The 21,534-nt window shown below is 71.7% G+C and carries 16 protein-coding genes and 3 pseudogenes; 7 read left to right on the forward strand and 12 right to left on the reverse strand.

The genetic code is table 11. The features are described 5' to 3' along the window. Window positions 1-8: 8 nt before the first annotated feature. Window positions 9-1,343 carry an NAD-dependent succinate-semialdehyde dehydrogenase gene (locus VM636_RS13120; protein ID WP_030422680.1) on the forward strand — a complete coding sequence of 445 codons (1,335 nt, stop codon included), beginning with the start codon at window positions 9-11 and terminating at the stop codon, window positions 1,341-1,343. 64 nt (window positions 1,344-1,407) lie between these two features. Here VM636_RS13120 and VM636_RS13125 read toward each other — a convergent pair whose 3' ends face one another. Further along, window positions 1,408-2,532, reverse strand: a complete 1,125-nt coding sequence (locus VM636_RS13125) for an NADH:flavin oxidoreductase (protein WP_037859544.1) — start codon at window positions 2,530-2,532, stop codon at window positions 1,408-1,410. A 122-nt stretch (window positions 2,533-2,654) separates the two neighbouring features. Here VM636_RS13125 and VM636_RS13130 point away from each other — a divergent pair, with 122 nt between their 5' ends. The 3 genes from VM636_RS13130 to VM636_RS13140 all read left to right on the forward strand — a co-directional run bounded on the left by VM636_RS13130 (window position 2,655) and on the right by VM636_RS13140 (window position 4,150). Further along, complete coding sequence (locus tag VM636_RS13130) at window positions 2,655-3,002, forward strand: helix-turn-helix domain-containing protein (protein ID WP_030422678.1); 348 nt, start codon at window positions 2,655-2,657, stop codon at window positions 3,000-3,002. 111 nt (window positions 3,003-3,113) lie between these two features. After that, window positions 3,114-3,947, forward strand: a complete 834-nt coding sequence (locus VM636_RS13135; RefSeq protein WP_030422677.1) for a helix-turn-helix transcriptional regulator — start codon at window positions 3,114-3,116, stop codon at window positions 3,945-3,947. Next, window positions 3,944-4,150 carry a DUF397 domain-containing protein gene (locus VM636_RS13140; protein WP_030422676.1) on the forward strand — a complete coding sequence of 69 codons (207 nt, stop codon included), beginning with the start codon at window positions 3,944-3,946 and terminating at the stop codon, window positions 4,148-4,150. The genes VM636_RS13135 and VM636_RS13140 overlap by 4 nt, the downstream gene beginning before the upstream one ends. Before the next feature lie 216 nt (window positions 4,151-4,366). Here the strand turns inward: VM636_RS13140 and VM636_RS13145 are convergent. The 7 genes and pseudogenes from VM636_RS13145 to VM636_RS13175 all read right to left on the reverse strand — a co-directional run. Further along, window positions 4,367-4,705 (reverse strand): annotated as a pseudogene (locus VM636_RS13145) (hypothetical protein); the annotation flags it as partial. A 77-nt stretch (window positions 4,706-4,782) separates the two neighbouring features. After that, window positions 4,783-6,880, reverse strand: a pseudogene (fxlM, locus tag VM636_RS13150) (methyltransferase, FxLD system). A 21-nt stretch (window positions 6,881-6,901) separates the two neighbouring features. Next, window positions 6,902-8,170 (reverse strand): lanthionine synthetase C family protein, encoded by a 1,269-nt coding sequence (locus VM636_RS13155; RefSeq protein ID WP_338484503.1) that lies wholly within the window; start codon window positions 8,168-8,170, stop codon window positions 6,902-6,904. Beyond that, complete coding sequence (locus VM636_RS13160) at window positions 8,167-11,112, reverse strand: lantibiotic dehydratase (protein ID WP_338486369.1); 2,946 nt, start codon at window positions 11,110-11,112, stop codon at window positions 8,167-8,169. The genes VM636_RS13155 and VM636_RS13160 overlap by 4 nt, the downstream gene beginning before the upstream one ends. A gap of 222 nt (window positions 11,113-11,334) precedes the next feature. After that, a complete protein-coding gene (locus VM636_RS13165; protein ID WP_030422672.1) occupies window positions 11,335-11,514 on the reverse strand; it encodes an FxLD family lanthipeptide in 180 nt (59 codons plus the stop codon). Between the two features lie 196 nt (window positions 11,515-11,710). After that, the gene (locus VM636_RS13170) at window positions 11,711-11,899 is read right to left on the reverse strand and encodes a hypothetical protein (RefSeq protein WP_338484505.1); all 189 of its coding nucleotides are present in this window, start codon (window positions 11,897-11,899) and stop codon (window positions 11,711-11,713) included. Then, window positions 11,899-12,345: an ATP-binding protein gene (locus tag VM636_RS13175; protein WP_030422670.1), complete on the reverse strand. Its 447-nt coding sequence runs from the start codon at window positions 12,343-12,345 to the stop codon at window positions 11,899-11,901. The genes VM636_RS13170 and VM636_RS13175 overlap by 1 nt, the downstream gene beginning before the upstream one ends. Window positions 12,346-12,586: 241 nt before the next feature. Between VM636_RS13175 and VM636_RS13180 the strand changes: the two genes are divergently transcribed. From VM636_RS13180 to VM636_RS13190, 3 genes and pseudogenes are all read left to right on the forward strand, one after another. Continuing rightward, window positions 12,587-13,870 carry a hypothetical protein gene (locus tag VM636_RS13180; RefSeq protein WP_030422669.1) on the forward strand — a complete coding sequence of 428 codons (1,284 nt, stop codon included), beginning with the start codon at window positions 12,587-12,589 and terminating at the stop codon, window positions 13,868-13,870. Continuing rightward, window positions 13,867-14,404 (forward strand): annotated as a pseudogene (locus VM636_RS13185) (GNAT family N-acetyltransferase). The gene VM636_RS13180 and the pseudogene VM636_RS13185 overlap by 4 nt, the downstream one beginning before the upstream one ends. 686 nt (window positions 14,405-15,090) lie before the next feature. Further along, window positions 15,091-16,116: a protein-L-isoaspartate O-methyltransferase gene (locus tag VM636_RS13190; RefSeq protein ID WP_030422668.1), complete on the forward strand. Its 1,026-nt coding sequence runs from the start codon at window positions 15,091-15,093 to the stop codon at window positions 16,114-16,116. Between the two features lie 100 nt (window positions 16,117-16,216). Here VM636_RS13190 and VM636_RS13195 read toward each other — a convergent pair whose 3' ends face one another. Genes VM636_RS13195 through VM636_RS13210 form a run of 4 tightly spaced genes read right to left on the reverse strand, consistent with a single transcriptional unit; the run spans window position 16,217 to window position 21,361 of the window. After that, entirely contained in the window at window positions 16,217-17,935 is a 1,719-nt protein-coding gene (locus VM636_RS13195) for a uroporphyrinogen-III synthase (protein WP_030422667.1), read from the reverse strand. Beyond that, a complete protein-coding gene (gene hemC, locus VM636_RS13200; RefSeq protein WP_030422666.1) occupies window positions 17,932-18,891 on the reverse strand; it encodes a hydroxymethylbilane synthase in 960 nt (319 codons plus the stop codon). Before hemC ends, VM636_RS13195 begins: the two co-directional genes overlap by 4 nt. After that, on the reverse strand, window positions 18,888-20,600 hold the full coding sequence (locus tag VM636_RS13205; RefSeq protein ID WP_030422665.1) for a glutamyl-tRNA reductase: 1,713 nt from the start codon (window positions 20,598-20,600) through the stop codon (window positions 18,888-18,890). The genes hemC and VM636_RS13205 overlap by 4 nt, the downstream gene beginning before the upstream one ends. After that, the gene (locus tag VM636_RS13210) at window positions 20,597-21,361 is read right to left on the reverse strand and encodes a redox-sensing transcriptional repressor Rex (protein ID WP_030422664.1); all 765 of its coding nucleotides are present in this window, start codon (window positions 21,359-21,361) and stop codon (window positions 20,597-20,599) included. Before VM636_RS13210 ends, VM636_RS13205 begins: the two co-directional genes overlap by 4 nt. Between the last annotated feature and the right edge of the window lie 173 nt (window positions 21,362-21,534).

The following is a 21,534-nucleotide window of genomic DNA, read 5'->3' on the forward strand; positions in this document are numbered from 1 at the left end:
GAGAGCGCATGTACGCCGTCACCGACCCCGCCACCGGCGAAACAGCCGAGACCTACCCGACCGCCACCGACGCCGAGGTCACCGCCGCCGTCGCCGCCGCCCACGCGGCCACCGCGTGGGGCCGCACCAGCACCGTCGCCGAACGCGCAGCCCTGCTGCGCCGCCTCGGCGACCTGCACGCCGAGCACCGCGGCGAACTGGCCGCCGGCATCGTCCGCGAGATGGGCAAGCCCCTGGCGGAGGCGGAGGGCGAGGTCGACTTCTGCACCGACATCTACCACTACTACGCCGACCACGCCGAGGAGTTCCTCGCCGACGAGCCGCTCGACGTGACCTCCGGTCCCGGCGGCGCGGTCATCCGGCGCGGCCCCGTCGGCACGCTGCTCGGGATCATGCCGTGGAACTTCCCGGCCTACCAGGTCGCCCGCTTCGCCGCCCCGAACCTGGCGCTGGGCAACACGATCGTCCTCAAGCACGCCCCGCAGTGCCCGGCCACCGCCGCCCTGCTGGAGCGGCTGTTCGCCGAGGCGGGCTTCCCCGAGGGCGCCTACGTCAACGTGTACGCCACCAACGAGCAGGTCGCGCAGGTCATCGCCGACCCGCGGGTGCGGGGCGTCTCGCTCACCGGCTCGGAGCGGGCCGGTGCCGCCGTCGCCGAGATCGCCGGCCGGCACCTGAAGAAGGTCGTCCTCGAACTGGGCGGCTCCGACCCCTTCCTCGTCCTCGCCACGGACGACCTGGACGCGGTCGTCGACTCCGCGGTCGCCGCCCGCCTCGACAACACCGGGCAGGCGTGCAACGCGGCGAAGCGGTTCGTGGTCGTCCAGGAGCTGTACGACGCGTTCGTCGAGCGGTTCACGGCCCGGCTGCTGGCGAGCGCCACCGACGCCCCGCTGTCCTCGGTGGCCGCCGCCGAGCGGCTCGCCCACCAGGTGGACGAGGCCGTGTCCCAGGGCGCCACCCTGCACAGCACGGGCGAGCGGCGCGGGGCGTACTTCCCGGCCGGGGTCCTCACGGGCCTGGCGCCGGACCACCCCGCCGCCCGCGAGGAGCTGTTCGGCCCCGTCGCCCTGGTCTTCCCGGCCGCCGACGAGGACGAGGCCGTCCGCATCGCCAACGACACCCCGTACGGCCTCGGTTCCTACGTCTTCACCACCGACCCCGAGCAGGCCGCGCGGGTCGCCGACCGCATCGAGGCCGGCATGGTCTTCGTCAACGGCGTCGGCGCGGAGGGCGCGGAACTGCCCTTCGGCGGGATCAAGCGGTCCGGCTTCGGCCGCGAGCTGGGCCGGCCCGGCATCGAGGAGTTCGTCAACAAGAAGCTGATCCGCACGGTGGCCTGACCGCACCCGTCACGCGGGCCCGCCGGCGGCCGGTACCCCCGGCCACCGGCGGGCCCGTCGGCGTTCACCCGGCCAGTTCCCGGTCCTTGATGTCGGCGAGCGGGGCGAGGATGTCGGGGTGCGGCTCGCTCGCGATCTCCCGGCCCTCCCGCACCCGGTGGGGCCAGTCCCGCTGGGCGAGCGCGCCCTTGCCGAGCGCGACGACGTCGGCGTCGCCGGACTCCAGCGCGGTCCGGGCGTCCCGCGGGTCCTCCAGCCCGCCGTTGGCGATCACCGGCAGCCCGCCGAACTTCCTGGCGAGCCGGGCCAGCGTCTCGGTACCGGCGGGGAAGGCGGGGTCGAGCGCCCGGTACTCGGTGGTGTGCAGGAAGTGCGCGCCGGTGCGGGCCAGGGTGGTGAAGACGGCCTCGGCGTCCTCGGTGCCGCCCGCCCAGCGGTGGTGGAAGTCGCTGACCTTGGACTGGGAGACGCGGATACCGACCGCGATCTCGGAGCCCACGGCCTGGAGCACCTCGTCCAGGACCTCGGCCGCCAGGCGCACGCGGTTCTCGACGCCGCCGCCGTACGCGTCCTCGCGCCGGTTGAGGTAGTCGGTGAGGAACTGGTCGAGCAGGTAGCCGTTGGCCCCGTGCACCTCCACACCGTCGAAGCCCGCGTCGGCCGCCCGGCGGGCCGCGTCCGCGAAGCCCCGGCGCACCCGCGCGATCTCCCCGGCGTCCAGCGCCCTGGGCGTGCGGTAGGGGCCGCCGCCCCGGTAGAAGGCAAGCTGCTCGCCGCGCGGCGCGACGGCGGAGGGGCCGACGCTCTCCTCGCGGAAGCGGTTGCCCTGGGCCTGCGCCCCCGCGTGCATGAGCTGCGCGAATATCGCTCCGCCCGCCGCGTGCACGGCCTCGACCACCGGCCGCCACGCCTCGCCCTGGGCGTCCGTCGCGAGCCCCGGCTGGTACAGGTAGCCCTGGCTGTGCTCCGTGTCGGTGTAGACGCCCTCGGTGACGACCAGGGCGAACCCGCCGCGGGCGAATCCTTCGTAGTAGCGCGCGTTGCGCTCGGTGACCAGTCCGTCCTCGGTGGCACTGACCCTCGTCATGGGGGCCAGCGCCGTGCGGTTGCCCAGCCGGACGCCGCCGAGGTCGAAGGGCGAGAACAGCGGGTCGTCGGTCGCGTCGTGCTGCGGGGTGGGGTCGCTCAAGGGGTCTCTCCGTTGCGCCGTGGCCGTCTGCGATCTGCGATCTGCGACAGAACCATTGTCGGAATTTCCTCGTACTACGAGATTCAACGTACCATTGCCACCGTCCGACGTAGACTTCTCCTGTGTCCACCCGTGCCAGACGTGCCCCCGCCAAGAAGGCCCTGCCCCACCCCGACCTGCGCGAGGTCCCGGTGAGCCTGGTCCTGCGGGCCCTCGGCGAACCGCTGCGGCTGGGCATCGTGCGCTCCCTCGCTCGGGCCGAACACCCCATGAACTGCAGCTCGTTCGGGCTTTCTGTCTCCAAGTCGACCTCGACGTACCACTTCAAGGTGTTGCGGGAGAGCGGCGTCATCTCGCAGTACGAGGAAGGCACCTCGCGCTACAGCGAGTTGCGGGACACGGAACTGGAGCAGCGCTTCCCGGGCCTGCTGACCGCGATCCTCACCGCCACGGAACCCCCGCCACGGTGACCGGCGCGGCCCGTCCGCGCCCCGCCCGATTCCGTCCGGGCCGTCCGGGGTGACCCGCCCCGGCCACCGGCGTTGATCCGGGGACGGGCGTGCGGCGGAGGGACGACGGGCATGAGCGGGTGGGAGACGGGACCGGACGACGAGGAGACCGGCGCCGTGATGCGCACGGTCGTACGCCAACTGAAGCTGTGGCGCGAGGCGGCCGGCCTCACCCAGGCGGAGTTCGGCGCGGCGATCGGCTACGGCGAGGAGCTGGTCTCCTCGGTGGAAAGGGGCCGGAGAATCCCCCGCCCCGAGTACCTGGACGCGGCGGACGAGGCCCTGCAAGCGGGCGGCAAGATCGCCGCCCTCAAACACGACGTGGCAGAGGTCCGGTACCCGAAGAAGGTACGGGACGTGAAGCGTCTGGAGGCGGAGGCCGTCGAGATCTGCTCCTACAACAACTCCGTCGTCGACGGGCTGTTGCAGACCGAGGCGTACGCGCGGGCGGTCTTCAGCTCCCGCCGCCCGCCTTTCACGGAGGAGGAGTTGGAGCGACAGGTCGCCGCGAGGCTGGCCCGGCAAGCCATCCTCGGCGGTGCGAGCGCCCGCCCCATGTTCAGCTTCGTGCTGTGCGAGGCGACGTTACGCCGCCTGATCGGGGGCAAGATGGTGATGCGTGAGCAACGCGAACGCCTGTTGCAGGTGGCCCGGTTGCGCAATGTCGACCTCCAGATCCTGCCCCTCGACCGGGAGGAGAACTCAGGGATCGACGGGCCGTTCCGGCTGATCAAGCTCAAGGACGGGGCGACCGTGGGACTCAGCGAGGCACCGCTGACAAGCCGGGTGGTCTGCAACCCCAAGGAGACCACCGTCCTCGACATGCGGTACGGAATCATCCGGGCCCAGGCGCTCGCGCCAAGAGACTCGCTGTCCCTCATCGAGAAAATCTGGGGAGAAACATGACCCGCAAGCCCTCCGAGGCAGCCACCCGCGAGACGGGGTGGATAAAGAGCAGCCACAGCACGGCGGACGGCCCCTCCTGCGTCGAGATGGCCACCACCCCCGACCGCGTCCTCGTCCGCGACTCCAAAAACCCCGACGGCCCCCGCCTCACCCTCACCCCCACCACCTGGACAGCCTTCCTGCCGTACGCGTCCAGGGCCTGAAGAAACGAGGAGGCGGAGCGTGCCCCCCACAGAACGCTCCGCCTCCTCGCCTTCATGCCTGCCCGGATGCGGTCCCCCGGACAGGGACTCCCCACACCCAGCGAGCGGTACAGCTCTCCGATCAATCGCGGATGTGGAGATCAGGCCATCTGCCCGGCGGCGGGGTGTCCCGGGTCGGGTGGGCGGGTGAGGCTTTCGTGAATCACCCTGTCGCTACCGCCCGCAGTCGGCCCGGCCCGCGCGGATCTGGAGGCGGGCGAGGTTGACGACCGGTTCCAGGCCCCGGATCACGCACATGGCGGGCAGGGGGCAGCGGTGCAGGTAGGCGGCTGCGTGCTGGTGACACATCTCGCGTGCGAGGCCGGGTAGGCCGAGGTCGGAGGCGAGGAGACCGGCTTGGTTGTAGACGGACGAGGCGAGTCCCTGATCGGCCGTGGTCACGGCGGTGTCGGCGAGTTCGACGAGGGCGCGTACGCGCTGGCGCAACGGCAAGCAGGCGGGACGGAATCGGGCGATGAGCGGGAAGCGCTGGGCGGTGAGCCCGTTTGGGTCCATGGTTCTCCCCCGGATGTCGACAGGAAACACGAGGTAGGGGTGCCCGCCGGGCGTGGGCCGACGGGCACCGCCCGCCATCAGGTGGTTTGGTGCCAGTCGACGACGATCCGGTTCAGCGGGGCGTCGAGCGTGAAGCGACCGGGGAGCCGGTCTTCGTGGGCCTGGGTGTCCGGGAGCTGAAGTTGGAACGTGGCCTCGTGGTCGCGGTGTTCGCGGTCCCAGGTACGGATGGCTTCGGCGACCCGGGCGCCCAGCTCTCCGCTGCCGGGGCCGTGCCCGATCACGCCGAACTCCCAGAGCCTGGCGCCCTCGGGCGTCGTCTCCTGCGACACGCGCCGGGCGAGATAGGCGACGGCACCCTTCTCGACGGCGGCGTTCGAGGAGGGGTAGGGGTCCTCGGTGAGCAGGGTGCCCTTGGCGTCCGGCGGGAACAGCATGCGGATCAGGCCGGACGGGAGGGAGCAGGAGACGAACAGCTCCATCCATTCCGACGACTCCATGGCCCGTACCGTCACACCGGTCCACTGCTCGGTGCGCGGATGGTCCAGGACTCCGGCGAGGGCGGCGGCGTCGATGTCCTGGCCGGCCGGGGCCTGGAGCCTGACGGTGCCGTCCGTGCTGAGCGGGACGACCCGGCGTTCGTCGTCGGCGATGCCCCGCCTGAGGGGCATGAAGGTGTTCATCTCACTGCTCAGCGACACCCATCGGTTCTCATGCCGCTCGTAGGCGATGGAACGGGACACCGTGCCCTTGAGACGCTGGGGGACGAGCAGCCGTCCGCCCGGGGCGAGTTGCCGCAGCCAGGCGTGGGGCACCCCGTGCGCGCCGACGGTGGCGATGATCCGGTCGTAAGGTGCCCCCTCGGCGTGTCCGATGGCCCCGTCGCGGGTGATGGCCTCGACGTTGGTGATCCCGGCGGCGGCGAGGTGGGCTCGGGCACCCGCCACGAGGTCGTCGTCGACGTCGAGGGTGGTCACCCAGCCGCTCTCGCCGACGAGATGGGCGAGCAGGGCGGCGTTGTAGCCGGTACCGGCGCCGAGTTCGAGGACACGCTGACCGGGTCGTACGTCGAGTTGGTCCAGCATGAGGGCGACGACGCCGGGCTGGGAGGCGCAGGACAGGGAGGTGCCGTCGGTGTCGTACTTGATGTGCACGGGTGCGTTGGCGTAGGCGTTGTCCAGCGAGGCCTCAGGCACGAACACATGGCGAGGCACGGTTCGCAGCGCGTTCTCGACGGCGCGCGTTCGGGCGTGGCCGTCCGCGCGGAGCCGGTCGACCAGCGCGTGGCGAAGACGCTCGGCGTCCGCCGTGGGGGTGATGGCCGGGTCGGGGTTCACCGCGCCGACGCCAATGGCGGACGCCGACGCGCCGACGGACGACCCGGGGATGTCACTCGTTCCCATGATGACCTCTCGTGCGATGTGGGACAGAGCGCTCTGGTCGTCCAGAAGGAGACCGGCGCGGTTGGCGTGGAAGATCACGTGATGCGCGATGACGGCCCGTAGTCCGCGGGTAAGGCCCCCGCGGACGGCGAGCTCGGCGAGCGTGGCACCCGCCTCTTCGAAGGCGGTCACCCAGGTGTCGTGCGGATGGAGCGGGCCGTCCGGACGGCAGAGGTCTTGGGCATCGGCGGTCATGAGTCGCCGCATGGCCGGGGCCAGTTCAGCCACTCGTCCGGTTGACGAAGAAGCGGCGGGCGGCCGGAGGGCGGCAACCTTCGCCCAGACGTCGCCCTGCTCGAACCAGTCGAGTCGGGCACCACGCATCATGGCGCTCGCTCGCCAGCAGGATCGTCGTCTCCCGGCGCCCCAGGTGCCCCGGGCCCGGCACGTAGGCGAGCAGGTGGCTGGAGTCCCGGTGGAACAGTTCGTGAGCCGCTTCCATGGCCTGCGCACCGCCGAATGCCTCGGTCTCGGGCTCGTACACACAGGGCAGCCAGGAGACGACCACACCGTCGCCGACGAGTTCACTCAGCAGTGTCTCCACTGCCGGAGAGGGTTTCTCGGCGAGGTAACGGAGCATCCAGGGCTGCTTGTTCATAAACCACCAGTGGGTGAGTTGACCGGCAGTCTGCGCACCGGCCAGTACGGGACCGAGCCGTTGGACCGCAGACTGCCGGGCGCTGTCGCGGTCGGCGAAGATGATGCTGTGCTGTTGCCAGCGATCAGGGGGCATAGAAGTCCTTCGGTCGGTGATTCAGACGATGAGCAGGCAGGTGTCCCAGCCCGAACGAGGGGGCGTGCCCATGCCGTGGGCGAGGAGCGCCAGAGCGGTGCCGGCCGCGCCGTCGAGAAGGCCGGGGCCCGCCCCTGCGTCGCCCAAAAGCCTCTTGGCAGTGAGCGCCGGGTCGGTGCCCGGCGGATACAGCGTGGCCACGAGTGCCGGGATCGCAGCGCGGAGCCGGGCCGCCGCCTCCGGGTGGGCGTCGTCGGCGGTACGGGCGGCGACGTGGGCAAGACCCGCGACGCCGTGACACAGGCCGTGGTCCGTCATGGTCCGTAGCTGACCGGTGTCGGTGAGGGCGGTCGACAACGCGTTCTCCGCTTCAGTGCGAAGGCGGGTGTCGCCGAGGGCGAGTGCGGCCAGTTGCCGGGCGCGTGCGAGTCCGGCGGTGCCGTAACACCAGGACGGGCGCGAGGGCACGTACGGGGTGGGGCGGCTGCTTCGTAGCTCGTCCCGGCAGATCCAGTAGGGCCAGGCGGCTCCGCTGCCTGTCTCCTGCCGCCAGCGGTCCAGCCAAGCGAGGATGGTGCGCAGCGCGGCGTGGTGCCCGTCGGTGATGGTGCCGTACCGGACGGCTAGGGACAGTAGTGCGAGCACGCCACCGATGCCGTGCGCAAGCCCGTTGTTGGCGTGCCCGCCGGGGAACCGGCCGCCGTCTGGGCGGCCCGATGGTCCGGTCTTCGCCCACCAGCCCGGCAGGGTATCGCCGTGGTGGGTGATTGGTTCGGTGAGGCGTATGCAGTAGTCGAGGACGGCGCGTGTCGTCGAACCGTCGGGGTCGCGGCGCAGGAGATAGGCACCGTATCCGGTGATGCCCCGGATGGTGTCGAACTCGGCGAGCTTCGGGAGGAGTCCGGCGTCGATGCGGCGGTGTGCGGCATCAAGACGGCGGCCGGTGTCGCGGATGACCTGTCGGTCGAGTGCGTCGAGGGCACGCTGGTACGAGCCGGGGAGGGAGCCGGCGGCACAAGCCACCGCGTGGGCGAGGGCGGGTGTCCCGTAGAAGGGGTGGCTGTCCGCGCCGCTGGTCATCGGCCGGCGGGACGCGGCGGTGAGCCAGTCATGGGCGTACTGCCACGGGCCGAGGTCGTTCGCTGCCCGTTCGATGTGCAGGAGGGCGATACCAGACGGACCGTGGGCGAGGTGCTGACGGTGTTCTCGACAACCGAGCGACACGGTGCCGGGGTCGGCCAACCGAGTGGCGATGGCGGCGGCGACGTCGAGCGCGGGGCGGACGGTCACGAGGGCCGTCCGGTGATTCGCGCGGTCCACGCCAGGGCGGCGGCGCGCGCCAGGTGAAGGCACGCCTCTTCCTCGGGGAAGTTCACGGCGACGTTGCGTACGAAGTGGACGTGCAGAAGGGAGGTGAGTACGTCGTCGACGGCGATGCCCCGAGTCTCCGGGCCCGGCAAATACGACCGGTATGCGGCAAGTGCGGTGGCCCGGTCCGCCCATCCCGACACGATGGCGTCGCCGCCCGGGGCGTCTCGCAGAGCCGCCCAGTCGTCGCGCGGATCAGCGAGCCGTACGGCCTCGACGTACTCCGGGCGCGGAACGGGAGTGGGGGCGGAAGGCGGGACGCGGTCGGTCAGCCATCGCATCGCCGCCTCGGTGCCGCCGAGGAACGCGGTGGCGATGGCGACGGTGTGGGCTGCCACCAGCGGACGGTGCCCCGGACGCCGGGGTTGGGCGAGTTGGGTCAGGACGGCCAGCGAGTCCGCCTGGAAGACGGCCTCGGCCGCGTTCCAGGCGGCGCCGGATCCCCAGCGGCCCATCTCCCTGAAGGATGTGGGGTAACGCAGGTCGGTCAGCAGTCCGACAGACCGCAGCGTGTCGGCCCACGCGCTCACCGTGCGTGCGGTCCGGGCGAACGCTCCCGGGTGGGGGAGAGCGATGCGTACACGAAGGTGCGGGTCGGGATCGCGGAAGCGGATGAACCACCAGGGCGGAGCACCGAGTTGTTCGAGGAGGTCGGGGAGGTACCGGGAGAGCAAGTCGTCCTGGCGGCGGGGATCTCCGTACAGGGCGGCGAGCAGGACCGAGGAGACAGCGGGTGTCTGCGTCTGGGCGGGTGAGAAGGTGCGGGCCGGGGTGGGGGTAGGCAAGGGTGGCCACGCCGGGGTCCGGGTCGCTTTGAGGGGCACCACGACTTCGTGGGCCCGTCCACCGCACCAGCCGTAGGCCTCCCATTCCGGGGCCTCGACGATTACGGCCGCACGGAACCGGTCGAGGTGCCGGCGCAGAAGTGCCCGGTGCACGGCCTCGTCGAGGTCGAGGAAGAGGCGCCGGTCGTCCTCGACGAGGTGGACGCGGGCCGGCATCCGCCGACGGGTCTGCCACTCGGTGAGAGCGGAGTCCCACTCGGCGCGGGGGCGAGCCCGACCGGGCAACTCGGTCGCCTCCAACCGCCAGCGAGCCGGGGCCAGTACGGTGCGTCCGTACCGCAGGCGGGGAAGAAAGGGCATCGTCGCGGCGGCGCCCCAGTCGAAGACAGTGACCTGGGCGCACTGCGCGCGCGACAACTCTGAGAGGAAGCGGGCCAGGGGCGGGGTGTGCGTGTGCGGGTTGAGCGCGTTCGCCGCCACGGCCTCGACGCGGTGCCCCCGAGCCGGAGCGGCCAGGTACATGCGGCGTCCGTCGCAGCCCACTGCCAGATCCTCCGGGGTGAGAACGTTCTCGTCGCGGGTGCGGTGCTCCTGGAGGCTGATCACGGTGGGCAGTACCTGCGGAGCGCGGGCGACGTGAGCACTCTCCGGGACAAGCGCGGGAAAGGAGAGCTGCACGGGTACGGTGGCGCCGTCGGCGGCCGGAAGGTCGGCCAGTTCCGTGGCCAACGCCGCGCGATCGCTGGGGGACAGCACGTCGAGAAAGCGTCCCGTGGAGACACCGGCGCCCCGTGACACACTCACGACCTCCAGCCGGAACCGTCCCCGTCGCAGGTCCGCCAGGCTGACTGCGTACACGCGTACCCCGACCTCCAGATGCGGCGGCAACCGAGGTGCTTCGGGTCCCATGCCAAGGTCCGCGATCAGCTCGTCGGTGAGGGCCAGCTCGTCACGGCCGTCGAGGGCGGCGGCCTGCGCCAGTCGTACGAGGGCGTCGTCCCGTTCGGAGACGCGAGGTCGTCGCGGGGTGCCAGGGGTGCCCGGGTAGCCGTCGGGGTATCCCGCGCCGCTGTCCGCCACGACTTCGTGGAGCGGCACCAGCGTGCCGATGCCGTACCGCTCGTAAAACCGCTGGTGGTAAGCGTTCCAGGCCGCCGTCCCGTACGGCCGTGTGCTCAGCCGGGTGAGGGCCAGGGCTGCGCGCTCGACCTCCCGGGCGACGGCTCCCGGCAGAACGATCCGCGCGTCCAGGCGAAGGTCGAGCGCGACGGGGTGGCGGCGCAGGCCGGGAACGAGAGCACGCATCCGGGATGCGATGCGTTCCCGCCCATGGCGTGTGGTGCACCCCGTCAGACCCGAGTGGATCGCTCGCAGTTCGCGCACCGTTTCTGCGACCGTGGCTAGGCGATCGGTGCCGAGCAAGTTCAGCCGGCCCAGGAGGTGCCCGAGGGCATCGGTCTCGGTGCCCGGAGCGTGCAGGCAGGTCAGCAGCACCCGTCGGCGGATCAACTCCTCTGCCAGCCGATGTGCTTTCCCCGGTCCGGCCTCGGGAAACTCCGACCGGAGCCCGTCCACGAGCGTGCCGAATGGGATCGGCGTCCGCGCCGCAGCGAGGACCGCGCGCAGCGGCCCGGTCAGGGCGAGGGATACCTCGATTGCCCGCGTTCCGTCGTCCCGGGTGTCGGGCTGGAACGGGACGATGAGCCTGTCGCCCCGTCGCGACACGGTGTTGTTGACGACGACCGGCAGGCGTTCGAGGAGGTCGGGGCACGACTCCAGCCGCTCGATCACGGCCGCCACCCACTCCGCCCCCGCCCGGCCGACGGCCACGTGTTCGTCACCCCAGCCCGCCCGCACCCCTGGGCCGAACTGCGCGGCGGCCACGCCGGCGAACAGGCCGAACGGCGTTGCACGATGCCGGGCACGCAGCAGATAGCGGGACACAGACAGCGCCGCCCGGCGTACGTCACGCGCGGAGGGATTCTCGGCCGCGCACAGGACCCGAACCCGTTCGGTCAGTGCGGGGCTGGAGTGCCACAGTGCCTCGGCGAAGTCCCCGTCCGCGAGGGCGGCGCCCAGCCACGCCCGGCAGGCAGCAGAGCCACGGGGCGAGAAGTCGTCGAGGTCGGGACAGGGCGGCACGGTCGACCGGGCCAGGGTCACAGCGCGGACGAGAGCGGCGGAGCCGGTGTGGAACGCTGCGGGCGGGGCGGGCACCAGGTACCTCCGTAGGCGGGACGACCGGCCCGGTGCCGCCGCGCCGAGCGGGACGGCACCGGTTCGGGATGAACAGGAACGAGGTCAGGCGACGTTGGTGACGCAGGCGCCGCAGGTAGATCCGCAGTTGTCGTCGGTCAGGTTGACCAGACCCGCCGGGTCGGCGATCTCAACGAGCAAAACGTCCAGGTCGAAACCGTCCGACGCACCGGGGTTCTGCGGACGCGCTTCGGTACGGAGGGGAACCATGGTGTTGCGTGTCATGTCAGACTCCTCACCTTCGTTGTTGATGTGTTTGCCGGGCCGGGAGGCCCACCAGAACGCCGTCACAGCAGCGGTGCCGGGAGGTCCGGCTTCAATGGACGGCGCCTGGCCACCCGGCGCGGGAGAACGTGGCCCACGCAGGTTCCTCGTGGACCCCGGCCGCCTCACACCGGGAAGTCGTGTGCCGCTGGGCTGGTCAGGCGGGGGCCGACCGCCAGGTCATGAAATGGGCGAGCGCCTGGGCCTTGAGCCGAGCGAGGCACGGTTCGCACGCGTAGAAGGGGGCGTGCTGTCCGTCCCACTGCACCGGGCCGAGCCAGATCACCGGGACTCCGGTGCGTTCGCAGCCGAGCCAGCAGTCACCGGTGGTCCATAGCCACGCCATCACTCGTCGCCCTCGGCACGGAGTTCGGCCCAGACTTCTTTTCCCCAGGGCCGGGTGGCCGAGCCTTGCAGATCGCAGCCCCAGCGTTCGGCGAGCGCACCGATGATCAGCAGACCTCGGCCCGATTCGTCCTCCGCACCGGCCCGCTCGAGAGCTGGCAGGCGCGAGGGGTCGCGGTCCACGACGCCGACATGCACCTGTATCGGGCTCGGCCGCCCGACGACCAAGCGGATCCGCGAACTCCGTGTGTGCTTGCAGGCGTTCGCGATCAGTTCCGTGACGATCAGCTCGGCTTGATCCGCGAGATCGTCGAGGCGCCATACGCCGAGGACGTCCCGTACGAGTTTCCGGCCGACCTCCGCGGTGGACGGAGCGCACGGCAAGGTCTGGCTGTACTTGGGGTGGCCGACGGGGGCGGCCTCGATCGGCTTCTTCAGACTCGTCATGGGCGTGGAGCCTTCGTTGGGGTCCCAGGTGCCCGGTTCACTCCTCAGGGCACTTCAGGGGTGAGCCGGGCCGTCGATGACCGCCCGCGCCCCAGCGGCACCGAGCGGCCGGTATCCAGACAACCCCTGGCCCAGAAAGGCTGGTTAGGGCATTCACGACGGCATCAACCAGCCCGGCATAGGGCGATTTGACCACCCGTTTACCTGGCGGGTGACGAGGGGTGAGGGCTACGGTGCCGCAATGGACACCACCCGCAACACTGTTCTTGAGGCGTGGATGACCGAACACGGCTACAGCTCCAACAGCCTGGCCGAAGCCGTGAACCAGGCCATTGAACGGTTGACCGGACGTACCGGCGGGCTCGACGGCTCATCGGTGCGCGCGTGGAAGGCGGGCCGGGTCACGTGGCCCAAATCAGCGGCTCGCAAGGCACTTGAGGACGTCTCCGGACTACCCGCCGTCGCCTTGGGGTTCGTCCCCCGAGGCCGGCCTTCGTCCGTCCCCGCCTCACCGCAGCAGGAGGACCCCTACATGAAGCGCCGCACCCTCGTCGGCGGCATCGCGGCGGCTGCCGCCGCGGCAGCCGCCCCCGCCGCGGCCTCACCACGCCGTATCGGCATGAGCGACGTCCACCGCCTGAACAAGCGCTTCGCCGAGGTCATCGCCGGCGACCAGCGCCACGGCGGACAACTCGGCATCGAGCAGCGTGCCGCCGCGCTCGCGGACGAGGCGCTGAACCTCCAGAACGCGGGGAACGCCACCCAGCGCGTACGCAACAGCCTCTACGCGTCCGCCGCGGCCTTCCGTTCCTCGGCGATGTGGGCCGCGATCGACGGCTGCCGCTACGACATCGCCAAGGCGCACATGCGCGAGGCCCAGGCACTCGCCGAGATGTCCGGCGACCAGGCGATCAAGTTCCGTATCTGGAGCCACGCGGGCACCATGTACCGGCACATGGGCCGCCCCGCCGACGCGATCGCCGCGAACGACGTCGCCCGCAACCTGCACCTCACCCGCCGCGATCCGTTGTTCGCCTCACTGGGGCACGCCCGCCAGGCCGCCACCCTCGGCCTCACCGGCGACTCGGCAGCCGTACGGAAAACTCTGGGCTGTGCTCAGGACTCGCTCGAACGCGCCGATCCGGATCTCGACCGCCCGGTGTGGATGACCGCGGCTCTCAACGGGGCAGAACTCGAAACGCTCTCCCTGTCCGCGCACCTGCGCCTCGGTGACTTCGAACGAGCCGAAGCCCATGCCCACAGAAGTCTCACCCTGCTCCACCCCCAGATGCGGCGCGACCGCGCCCTCAACACCGCTCGGCTCGCTCACGCGCAGCTCAGGCAGGGTGACGCCGAAGCGGCCACGGCCACTGCGATGCGGGTCCCCACCGACGTCGCCACCCGCCACGCCCGGGTGACGCGCATCCTCCAGGAATTCGGGGACGCCCTACGGAACACCGCGCGCGGCAGCAACACCGTGCGGACATGGACCGAGCACACCACCGCCTGGGGAGCGCCTGCATGACCGCGACACCCGCGGTGGGACTGGGCACCTTCACCGGCCTCGGCCCCGTGCGCGGCGATCTGCTCGATGTACGCCGAGGTGCGCGCACCACTCCTGCACCTGCCGAACTACCTGGTCACCACTTTCGGCGAACGGCTGGAGCGGCACGGCGCCGAACCGGGATTCACCACTGTCCTGGCCTATACCGACGAAGAGCCGGTCGGCTTCGCGTACGGCAACACCATCGAGCACGGCGACCGGTACTGGCAGCGCATCAGCCCGACGCCGATCAATAGGTACACCGCCAGCCCAGCCATGGCACTGAAGGAGGGCGGCGTTGTGCCGGCCTGGCGCAAGACCGGCACTGCCCGCCGCATGCACGACGCGCTCCTCGCCGTCCGCGATGAACCGTTCGTCACCCTCATGGTCAACCCGGCCGCTGGAGACGGAAAGGTCCACGCCCTCTACAGGTCCTGGGGCTACGAAGACATCGGGCAGAGCCAGCCGTCACCGGCCTCCCCGGTCCTGACAGTGATGATCCGCACCATCCGCTGAGGCATCTCCGACGCCTTCTGCGATCCTGCCTGTCATGTCCGCACGAAATCGCAAACTGCCCCGGCACCGCGCCTGGCCACTGACCACCACCGACATCACCGGGTGCCTCGGCCCTTACATGAGCCGCGTCACGGACCTGCGGTTCCTCACGGGACCTGACAGCGGGACCATCGTCCTGGGAGCAGAATGGGTCGCTCCGATCCACCGCAACTACGGCCGCAGTATGCACCTGGACGTGGTCGGCTCGGCATTGACGTCCACCCGGTCGATGTTACTGAACGTGCCGCCACCCGCGCTGTTCTACGGGCGCAGGCCCTCCTGCAGCTCCACGAATGGATCACGCAGGCGATCGCCGCTTGCGAGACCTGGCAATTGACATCCCACCAGCACTACTGGCGGCTCACCGACGGCCGGCTCACGCACCACGACGAATCGTGAACCGAGCCCGGACGGGCGCGCACCCCCTACATCGGCCAGGCCGCACAGGCGGGTTCACGACGAGTACCACGCCTGGGCCGAACTGCCCGATGGCGGGCCGGTCGGCGAGTACAGCACTGGCGGCCGATACCACCACGCCGCCCTCACGATCTTGACCCCGGTCCGCGTCACCCGGGCATCGTGTCCTTCACCCGCCCAGAGCAGTTGACCGAATACGCGTGCCTGTTCCCCTCGAAGGAGTGAAGCCGTTGAACGCCGTCGCCCTGGCCGCCGAGTCCGTCCCCGAGCACCACTACACCCACCACGAGGGCCGTGGGCCGACGCCGCACCGCTCCAACCCGGTCGTCATCCACCGCGAGCTGACCACCCTGGACGTCCGCCCCGGCCACAAGGTCGCCGAGTACGGCACCGGGTCGGGCCTGTCCGGCGCCCTGCTCGCCGAACTGGTCGGCCCGACCGGCTCGGTGACCAGTCTGGACATCGACGACTTCCTGGTCCGCTGGGCCAACCTCATCCACCACGACCGCGGCGTGCACAACGTCCGCTGCCATACCGCGGACGGTACGGCCGGCTTCGCCGAGCGGGCCCCGTACGACCGGATGGTGGCGTGGTGCACTCCGTCTCTGCTGCCCGAGGTGTGGGTGGACCAGGTCGTCGACGGCGGGCTGATCGTCGCCCCGCTGCCGATCGCCGCGGTGCCCAACATGACGGTCGTCGCGAAAATCCGCGTGAGCGGCGGTCAGCCGGTCGTGGAGGCGGTGTTCACCGGCGGATACATCGAGGCGACGGCATCGCCGAAGACGGACCTGGACCTACCCGGCCGCTGGGTGGACTGGGAGAGGCGCGTCCCGGCCCCCTCCTGGATCTCCATCGCCTGGCGGGAGCAGGACGACCCGTTGCACACCGGCGCTCGCACCTCCCTGGGCCACCTGCTGGAAGACGCGCACACCGAACCGTACGACGGGCCCGAGGTCGGCTGGCCGTCCTGGCGGACCTTCGCCGCCGCCCTGGGCGACCCCGGGCTGACGATGGCGGGGCTGTGCCCGGAGCTGTGGGCGATCGGTCACACCACGGCGACCACGGCCGCGGTCATCCAGCAGGACGGCACGATCCTCGCCGACCGGCCCGATTCCCCGTCGCTGGCCATCCTGCGCGGCTGGCTACGGCGGTGGGAGGCGGCGGGGCGGCCCGCGCCGGAGAGCTACACCCCGGCCCTGGTCCGCGTGGCCGGCGGCGAGGGCCCTGCGGGCTGGGACCTGCGACTGTCCCGGTAGGCCACTACCTCCGGACCCGTGGCGGCCCTGAAAAACAAGGAGGCGGAGCGTTCCTGCAGAACGCTCCGCCTCCTTGCCGGGCCGCGGTGGCCGGCTCCGCTCAGGTCGTCGAGCGACGGCGCCGCGCGCCGGGACGGCGTTCGCTGGGCCGGGTGACCGGGTCGCCCGCCTCGATCGCGGCGGTGCGGCGCCGGAGGCCGAAGTCGGCCAGGGCCTGCGCCAGCTTGTGCACGGACGGCTCGGGAGCCATCACGTCGACCCGCAGGCCGTGTTCCTCGGCCGTCTTGGCGGTCGCCGGACCGATGCAGGCGATCACCGTGACGTTGTGCGGCTTGCCGGCGATGCCGACCAGGTTCCGCACGGTGGACGACGAGGTGAACATGACCGCGTCGAAGCCGCCGCCCTTGATCGCCTCCCGGGTGGTGGCCGGCGGCGGCGAGGCGCGCACCGTGCGGTAGGCGGTGACGTCGTCGACCTCCCAGCCCAGCTCGATCAGCCCGGCGACCAGGGTCTCCGTGGCGATGTCGGCGCGGGGCAGGAAGACGCGGTCGATCGGGTCGAAGACCGGGTCGTAGGGCGGCCAGTCCTCGACCAGGCCGCGGGCCGACTGCTCGCCGCTCGGCACCAGGTCGGGCCGGACGCCGAAGTCGATCAGGGCCTGGGCGGTCTGGTCGCCGACCGCGGCGACCTTGATCCCGGCGAAGGCACGGGCGTCGAGCCCGTATTCCTCGAACTTCTCCCGGACCGCCTTGACCGCGTTGACCGACGTGAAGGCGATCCACTCGTAGCGGCCGGTCACCAGGCCCTTGACCGCGCGCTCCATCTGCTGGGGCGTGCGCGGCGGCTCGACCGCGATGGTCGGCACCTCGTGCGGTACGGCTCCGTAGGACCGGAGCTGGTCGGAGAGCGACGCCGCCTGCTCCTTGGTGCGCGGCACGAGGACGTTCCAGCCGAAGAGCGGCTTGGACTCGAACCACGAGAGCTGCTCGCGCTGGGCGGTGGCGGAACGCTCGCCGACCACGGCTATCACCGGACGCCCACCGTCCGGCGAGGGCAGCACCTTGGCCTGCTTGAGCGTCTGGGCGATCGTGCCGAGCGTCGCCGTCCAGGTGCGCTGGCGCGTGGTCGTGCCCGCGACGGTCACCGTGAGGGGGGTGTCCGGCTTGCGGCCGGCGGCGACCAGTTCCCCGGCGGCGGCGGCCACCGAGTCGAGCGTCGTCGACACCACGGCCGTGCCGTCGGAGGCGCCCACCTCGGTCCAGCAGCGGTCCGAGGCGGTACGGGCGTCCACGAACCTCACGTCGGTCCCCTCCGCGTCCCTCAGCGGCACCCCCGCGTACGCGGGCACGCCCACGGCGGTGGCGATGCCCGGGACGACCTCGAAGGGCACCCCGGCCGCGGCGCAGGCCAGCATCTCCTCGGCGGCGTACGTGTCGAGCCCCGGATCGCCGGTGACCGCACGGACGACCCGCCTGCCGCCCCGCGCGGCCTCCATGACAAGATGTGCGGCATCCCGCACGGCGGGGGTGCCGGTGGTGGTCGACGAACCGTCAACTACCGCCAGCCTGGGCACGCCTGCGCCCGGACCGGGCTGCGCCGGGGCATCCGCGGACGCGTCCGCGTCCGTGTGCACCTCGGTCACGCCCTGACGCGCGTGCGTGCGGACCACGTCGAGCACCTCGTGCTCGGCGACGAGGACGTCCGCGTGGGCCAGCGCCTCGACGGCGCGCAGAGTCAGCAGTCCCGGATCTCCGGGTCCGGCACCCAGGAAGGTGACGTGCCCGTGTTCGGGACAGGCGGGAAAGGCGGTGGGGCTCAATGTGCTCGCTCCCCCATCAGACCGGCCGCGCCCTGGGCGAGCATCTCGGTGGCGAGGTCGCGACCGAGCGCCATCGCCTGCTCGTGCGTCTCGGGCACGGGACCGGTGGTGGACAGCTGCACCATCGTGGCACCGTCGGTGCTACCGACGACTCCGCGCAGGCGCATTTCCTTGGCAACCTGCCCTTCGGCCAGCAGGTCGGCCAGCGCGCCCACGGGTGCGCTGCATCCGGCCTCCAGGGCGGCGAGCAGTGACCGCTCGGCCGTCACGGCGATCCGCGTGAACGGGTCGTCGAGTTCGGCGAGCGCGGCGACGAGGTCCGGGTCGTTCGCGGGAGCCTCGACCGCGAGGGCACCCTGGCCGGGCGCGGGCAGCATCACGTCGGGCGACAGGAAGTCGGTCGCCTCGTCGATGCGGCCGACGCGGTTCAGCCCGGCGGCGGCGAGTACGACGGCGTCGAGTTCCCCGCGCTCCACGAAGGCGATACGGGTGTCGACGTTACCCCGGATCGGGACGGTCTCGATGTCCAGTCCGCGGGCCCGGGCGTACGCGTTGAGCTGCGCCATGCGGCGCGGCGCGCCGGTGCCGATGCGCGCCCCGTTCGGCAGGTCGGTCAGCTTCGTCGCCTCGCGGGCGACGATCACGTCCCGGAAGTCCTCGCGCACGGGGACGGCGGCCAGGACCAGCCCCGGGTGCTGTGCGGTGGGGATGTCCTTGAGCGAATGAACCGCGAAGTCCACCTCTCCCCGCAACAGCGCCTCGCGCAGCGCGGCCACGAACACGCCCGTGCCGCCGATCTGTGCCAGGTGCTCGCGCGACGTGTCGCCGTACGTGGTGATCTCGACGAGCTCCACAGGCCGTCCGGTCACCTGGCTCACGGCGTCCGCCACCTGCCCGGACTGGGCCATCGCGAGCTTGCTGCGCCTGGTCCCAAGCCTCAGTGCCTTCTCAGTCATGCCGGCCCTCGGTTCTTCTCAGTGCTGTTCTCGGCCCGCGAGACGGAGGCCACCGTCTCCTGGTCGAGGTCGAACAGGGTGCGCAGCGCGTCCGCGTACCCGGCGCCGCCGGGCTCGGCGGCAAGCTGCTTGACCCGTACCGTCGGCGCGTGCAGGAGCTTGTCCACCACGCGCTTGACGGTCTGGGTGATCTCGGAGCGGTGTTTGGCGTCGAGGCCCGGCAGCCGCCCTTCCAGCCGGGCGATCTCGCCGGCCACGACCTCGGCGGCCATGCTGCGCAGCGCGACGACCGTGGGCGTGATGCGCGCGGCCCGCTGTGCCGCGCCGAACGCCGTGACCTCGTCACCGACGATACGGCGGACCTGGTCGACGTCGGCGGCCATCGGGGCGTCGGCGGACGCGTCGGCGAGCGACTCGATGTCCACCAGGCGGACCCCGGCCAGCCGGTGCACGGCGACGTCGACGTCCCGCGGCATGGCGAGGTCGAGCAGGTACAGGGAGGGCCGCGGGCGCGGCACCTCGGCGACCGGCTCGGGCCGGCGCCGCTCGGGGACGCGTCCGGCGGAGGTCGCCGTGGCGGCGAGCGCCGTGATCAGCTCGGCGTCCGCGCCGGGACCGCGCCGCGCCGACTCGCGCCGCTCGGTGGCGCTGCCACCGGCGGCCCAGGCCGCGTGCTGCTCCAGCGTGGCCGCGTCCATGCCGGCCACGGCGGCCTCGCCCATGACGGAGAAGCCGGAGGGCACGGAGGCGAGGTCGAGCGGGCTGTTCTCCTCGGCGACGGGGGCCGGCGTCGCGCCGTCCCGCGCCGCGGGCATGGTCTCGGCGGTGCCCGTGTCCGGGGCGGCGCCGACCGGCTCGACGGGGGCGCCGGTGCGGGCGGCGACGGTCTCGGCGACGGCCTCGGCGGTCAGGACGAGCCCGGTCGCGCCGGTGCAGGAGACGGCCAGGTCGGCACGTGTCAGTTCGTGCGGCACGGCGTCCATCGGCACCGCGCGGGCCCGTACGCCGGTGCCGCCCTCGTCGAGGATCGCGGCGAGGCGTTCGGCGCGCTCGGCGGTGCGGTTGGCGACGGTGATCTCGGCGACCCCGGCCCGCGCCAGCGTGGCGGCGGCCAGGGAGGACATCGAACCGGCGCCGATGACCAGGGCCTTCTTGCCCCGGGCCCAGGTGTCGACGTCGCCCCCCTCGGCGAGCTGTTCCAGTCCGAAGGTGACCAGGGACTGTCCGGCCCGGTCGATACCCGTCTCGGAGTGGGCACGCTTGCCGACCCGCAGTGCCTGCTGGAACAGGTCGTTCAGCAGCCGTCCGGCGGAGTGCTGGTCCTGGGCGCGGGCGAGCGAGTCCTTGATCTGGCCGAGGATCTGGCCCTCGCCGACCACCATGGAGTCCAGCCCGCAGGCCACCGAGAACAGGTGGTGCACGGCCCGGTCCTCGTAGTGCACGTACAGGTGCGGGGTGAGTTCGTCGAGGCCGACCCCGCTGTGCTGGGCGAGCAGCGTGGACAGCTCGGCGACACCGGCGTGGAACTTGTCCACGTCGGCGTACAGCTCGATGCGGTTGCAGGTGGCGAGCAGGGCCGCCTCGGTGGCCGGTTCGGCGGCGACCGTGTCCTGGACCAGCTTGAACTGCGCGTCCGCGCTCAGCGAGGCACGCTCCAGCACGCTCACGGGCGCGCTGCGGTGGCTCAGCCCGACGACGAGAAGACTCATGCCGGCATCACGGCGGGGACCTCCCCGTCCGGTCCGTCGTCGGCCGGCCGTGCCCGGACGGCGGGCGGCGGCGGCGCCACGCCGTCGGGCGTCGCCTCCTCGCCGGCCTTGCGCTGCTCGTGGAAGGCGAGGATCTGCAGCTCGATGGAGAGGTCGACCTTCCGCACGTCGACGCCCTCGGGGACGCTCAGCACGGTCGGCGCGAAGTTCAGGATGGAGGTGACACCGGCGGCCACGAGGCGGTCGCAGACCTGCTGGGCGGCGCCGGCGGGGGTCGCGATCACGCCGATCGAGACACCGTCGTCCCGGATGATCGACTCCAGCTCGTCGGTGTGCTGCACGGGGATGCCCGCCACGGGCTTTCCGGCCATCCCGGGATCGGCGTCTATGAGCGCGGCAACCCGGAAACCACGGGAGGCGAAGCCGCCGTAGTTGGCGAGCGCGGCGCCGAGATTACCGATTCCTACGATGACAACCGGCCAGTCCTGGGTCAGCCCGAGTTCGCGCGAGATCTGGTACACGAGATACTCGACGTCGTAGCCCACCCCGCGGGTCCCGTAGGAGCCGAGGTAGGAGAAGTCCTTGCGCAGCTTCGCGGAGTTGACGCCCGCCGCCGCGGCCAGCTCCTCGGAGGAGACCGTGGGGACCGAACGCTCCGACAACGCGGTCAGCGCTCGGAGGTACAGCGGAAGCCTGGCGACGGTGGCCTCGGGAATCCCTCGGCTACGGGTCGCCGGTCGGTGTGCTCGGCCAGTTGCCACGGTGCTCCTGCGGGTAGAGCGGGGCTGTAGGCGGTCATACGTCCCTACATGACCGCCCCGTCGAATGCAGGCTATGTCTTTGTGAACGCGTGCACAAAGATGGTGTCCGATTTGCCCGGCCAACGTGACCGGGGTCACGCAACCCCGGCGCACTGATACGGAACCGGCGCATA

This window comes from Streptomyces sp. SCSIO 75703 (assembly GCF_036607905.1).
In the GTDB taxonomy this organism is placed as follows: domain Bacteria; phylum Actinomycetota; class Actinomycetes; order Streptomycetales; family Streptomycetaceae; genus Streptomyces.

Bases quoted from the DNA above. Each gene is read 5' to 3' on its own strand.
- VM636_RS13120 (WP_030422680.1), top strand. From the start codon at position 9: ATGTACGCCGTCACCGACCCCGCCACCGGCGAAACAGCCGAGACCTAC.
- VM636_RS13135 (WP_030422677.1), top strand. From the start codon at position 3,114: ATGAGCGGGTGGGAGACGGGACCGGACGACGAGGAGACCGGCGCCGTG.
- VM636_RS13140 (WP_030422676.1), top strand. From the start codon at position 3,944: ATGACCCGCAAGCCCTCCGAGGCAGCCACCCGCGAGACGGGGTGGATA.
- VM636_RS13165 (WP_030422672.1), bottom strand. From the start codon at position 11,514: ATGACACGCAACACCATGGTTCCCCTCCGTACCGAAGCGCGTCCGCAG.
- VM636_RS13170 (WP_338484505.1), bottom strand. From the start codon at position 11,899: ATGGCGTGGCTATGGACCACCGGTGACTGCTGGCTCGGCTGCGAACGC.
- VM636_RS13175 (WP_030422670.1), bottom strand. From the start codon at position 12,345: ATGACGAGTCTGAAGAAGCCGATCGAGGCCGCCCCCGTCGGCCACCCC.
- VM636_RS13180 (WP_030422669.1), top strand. From the start codon at position 12,587: ATGGACACCACCCGCAACACTGTTCTTGAGGCGTGGATGACCGAACAC.
- hemC (WP_030422666.1), bottom strand. From the start codon at position 18,891: ATGACTGAGAAGGCACTGAGGCTTGGGACCAGGCGCAGCAAGCTCGCG.
- VM636_RS13205 (WP_030422665.1), bottom strand. From the start codon at position 20,600: ATGAGTCTTCTCGTCGTCGGGCTGAGCCACCGCAGCGCGCCCGTGAGC.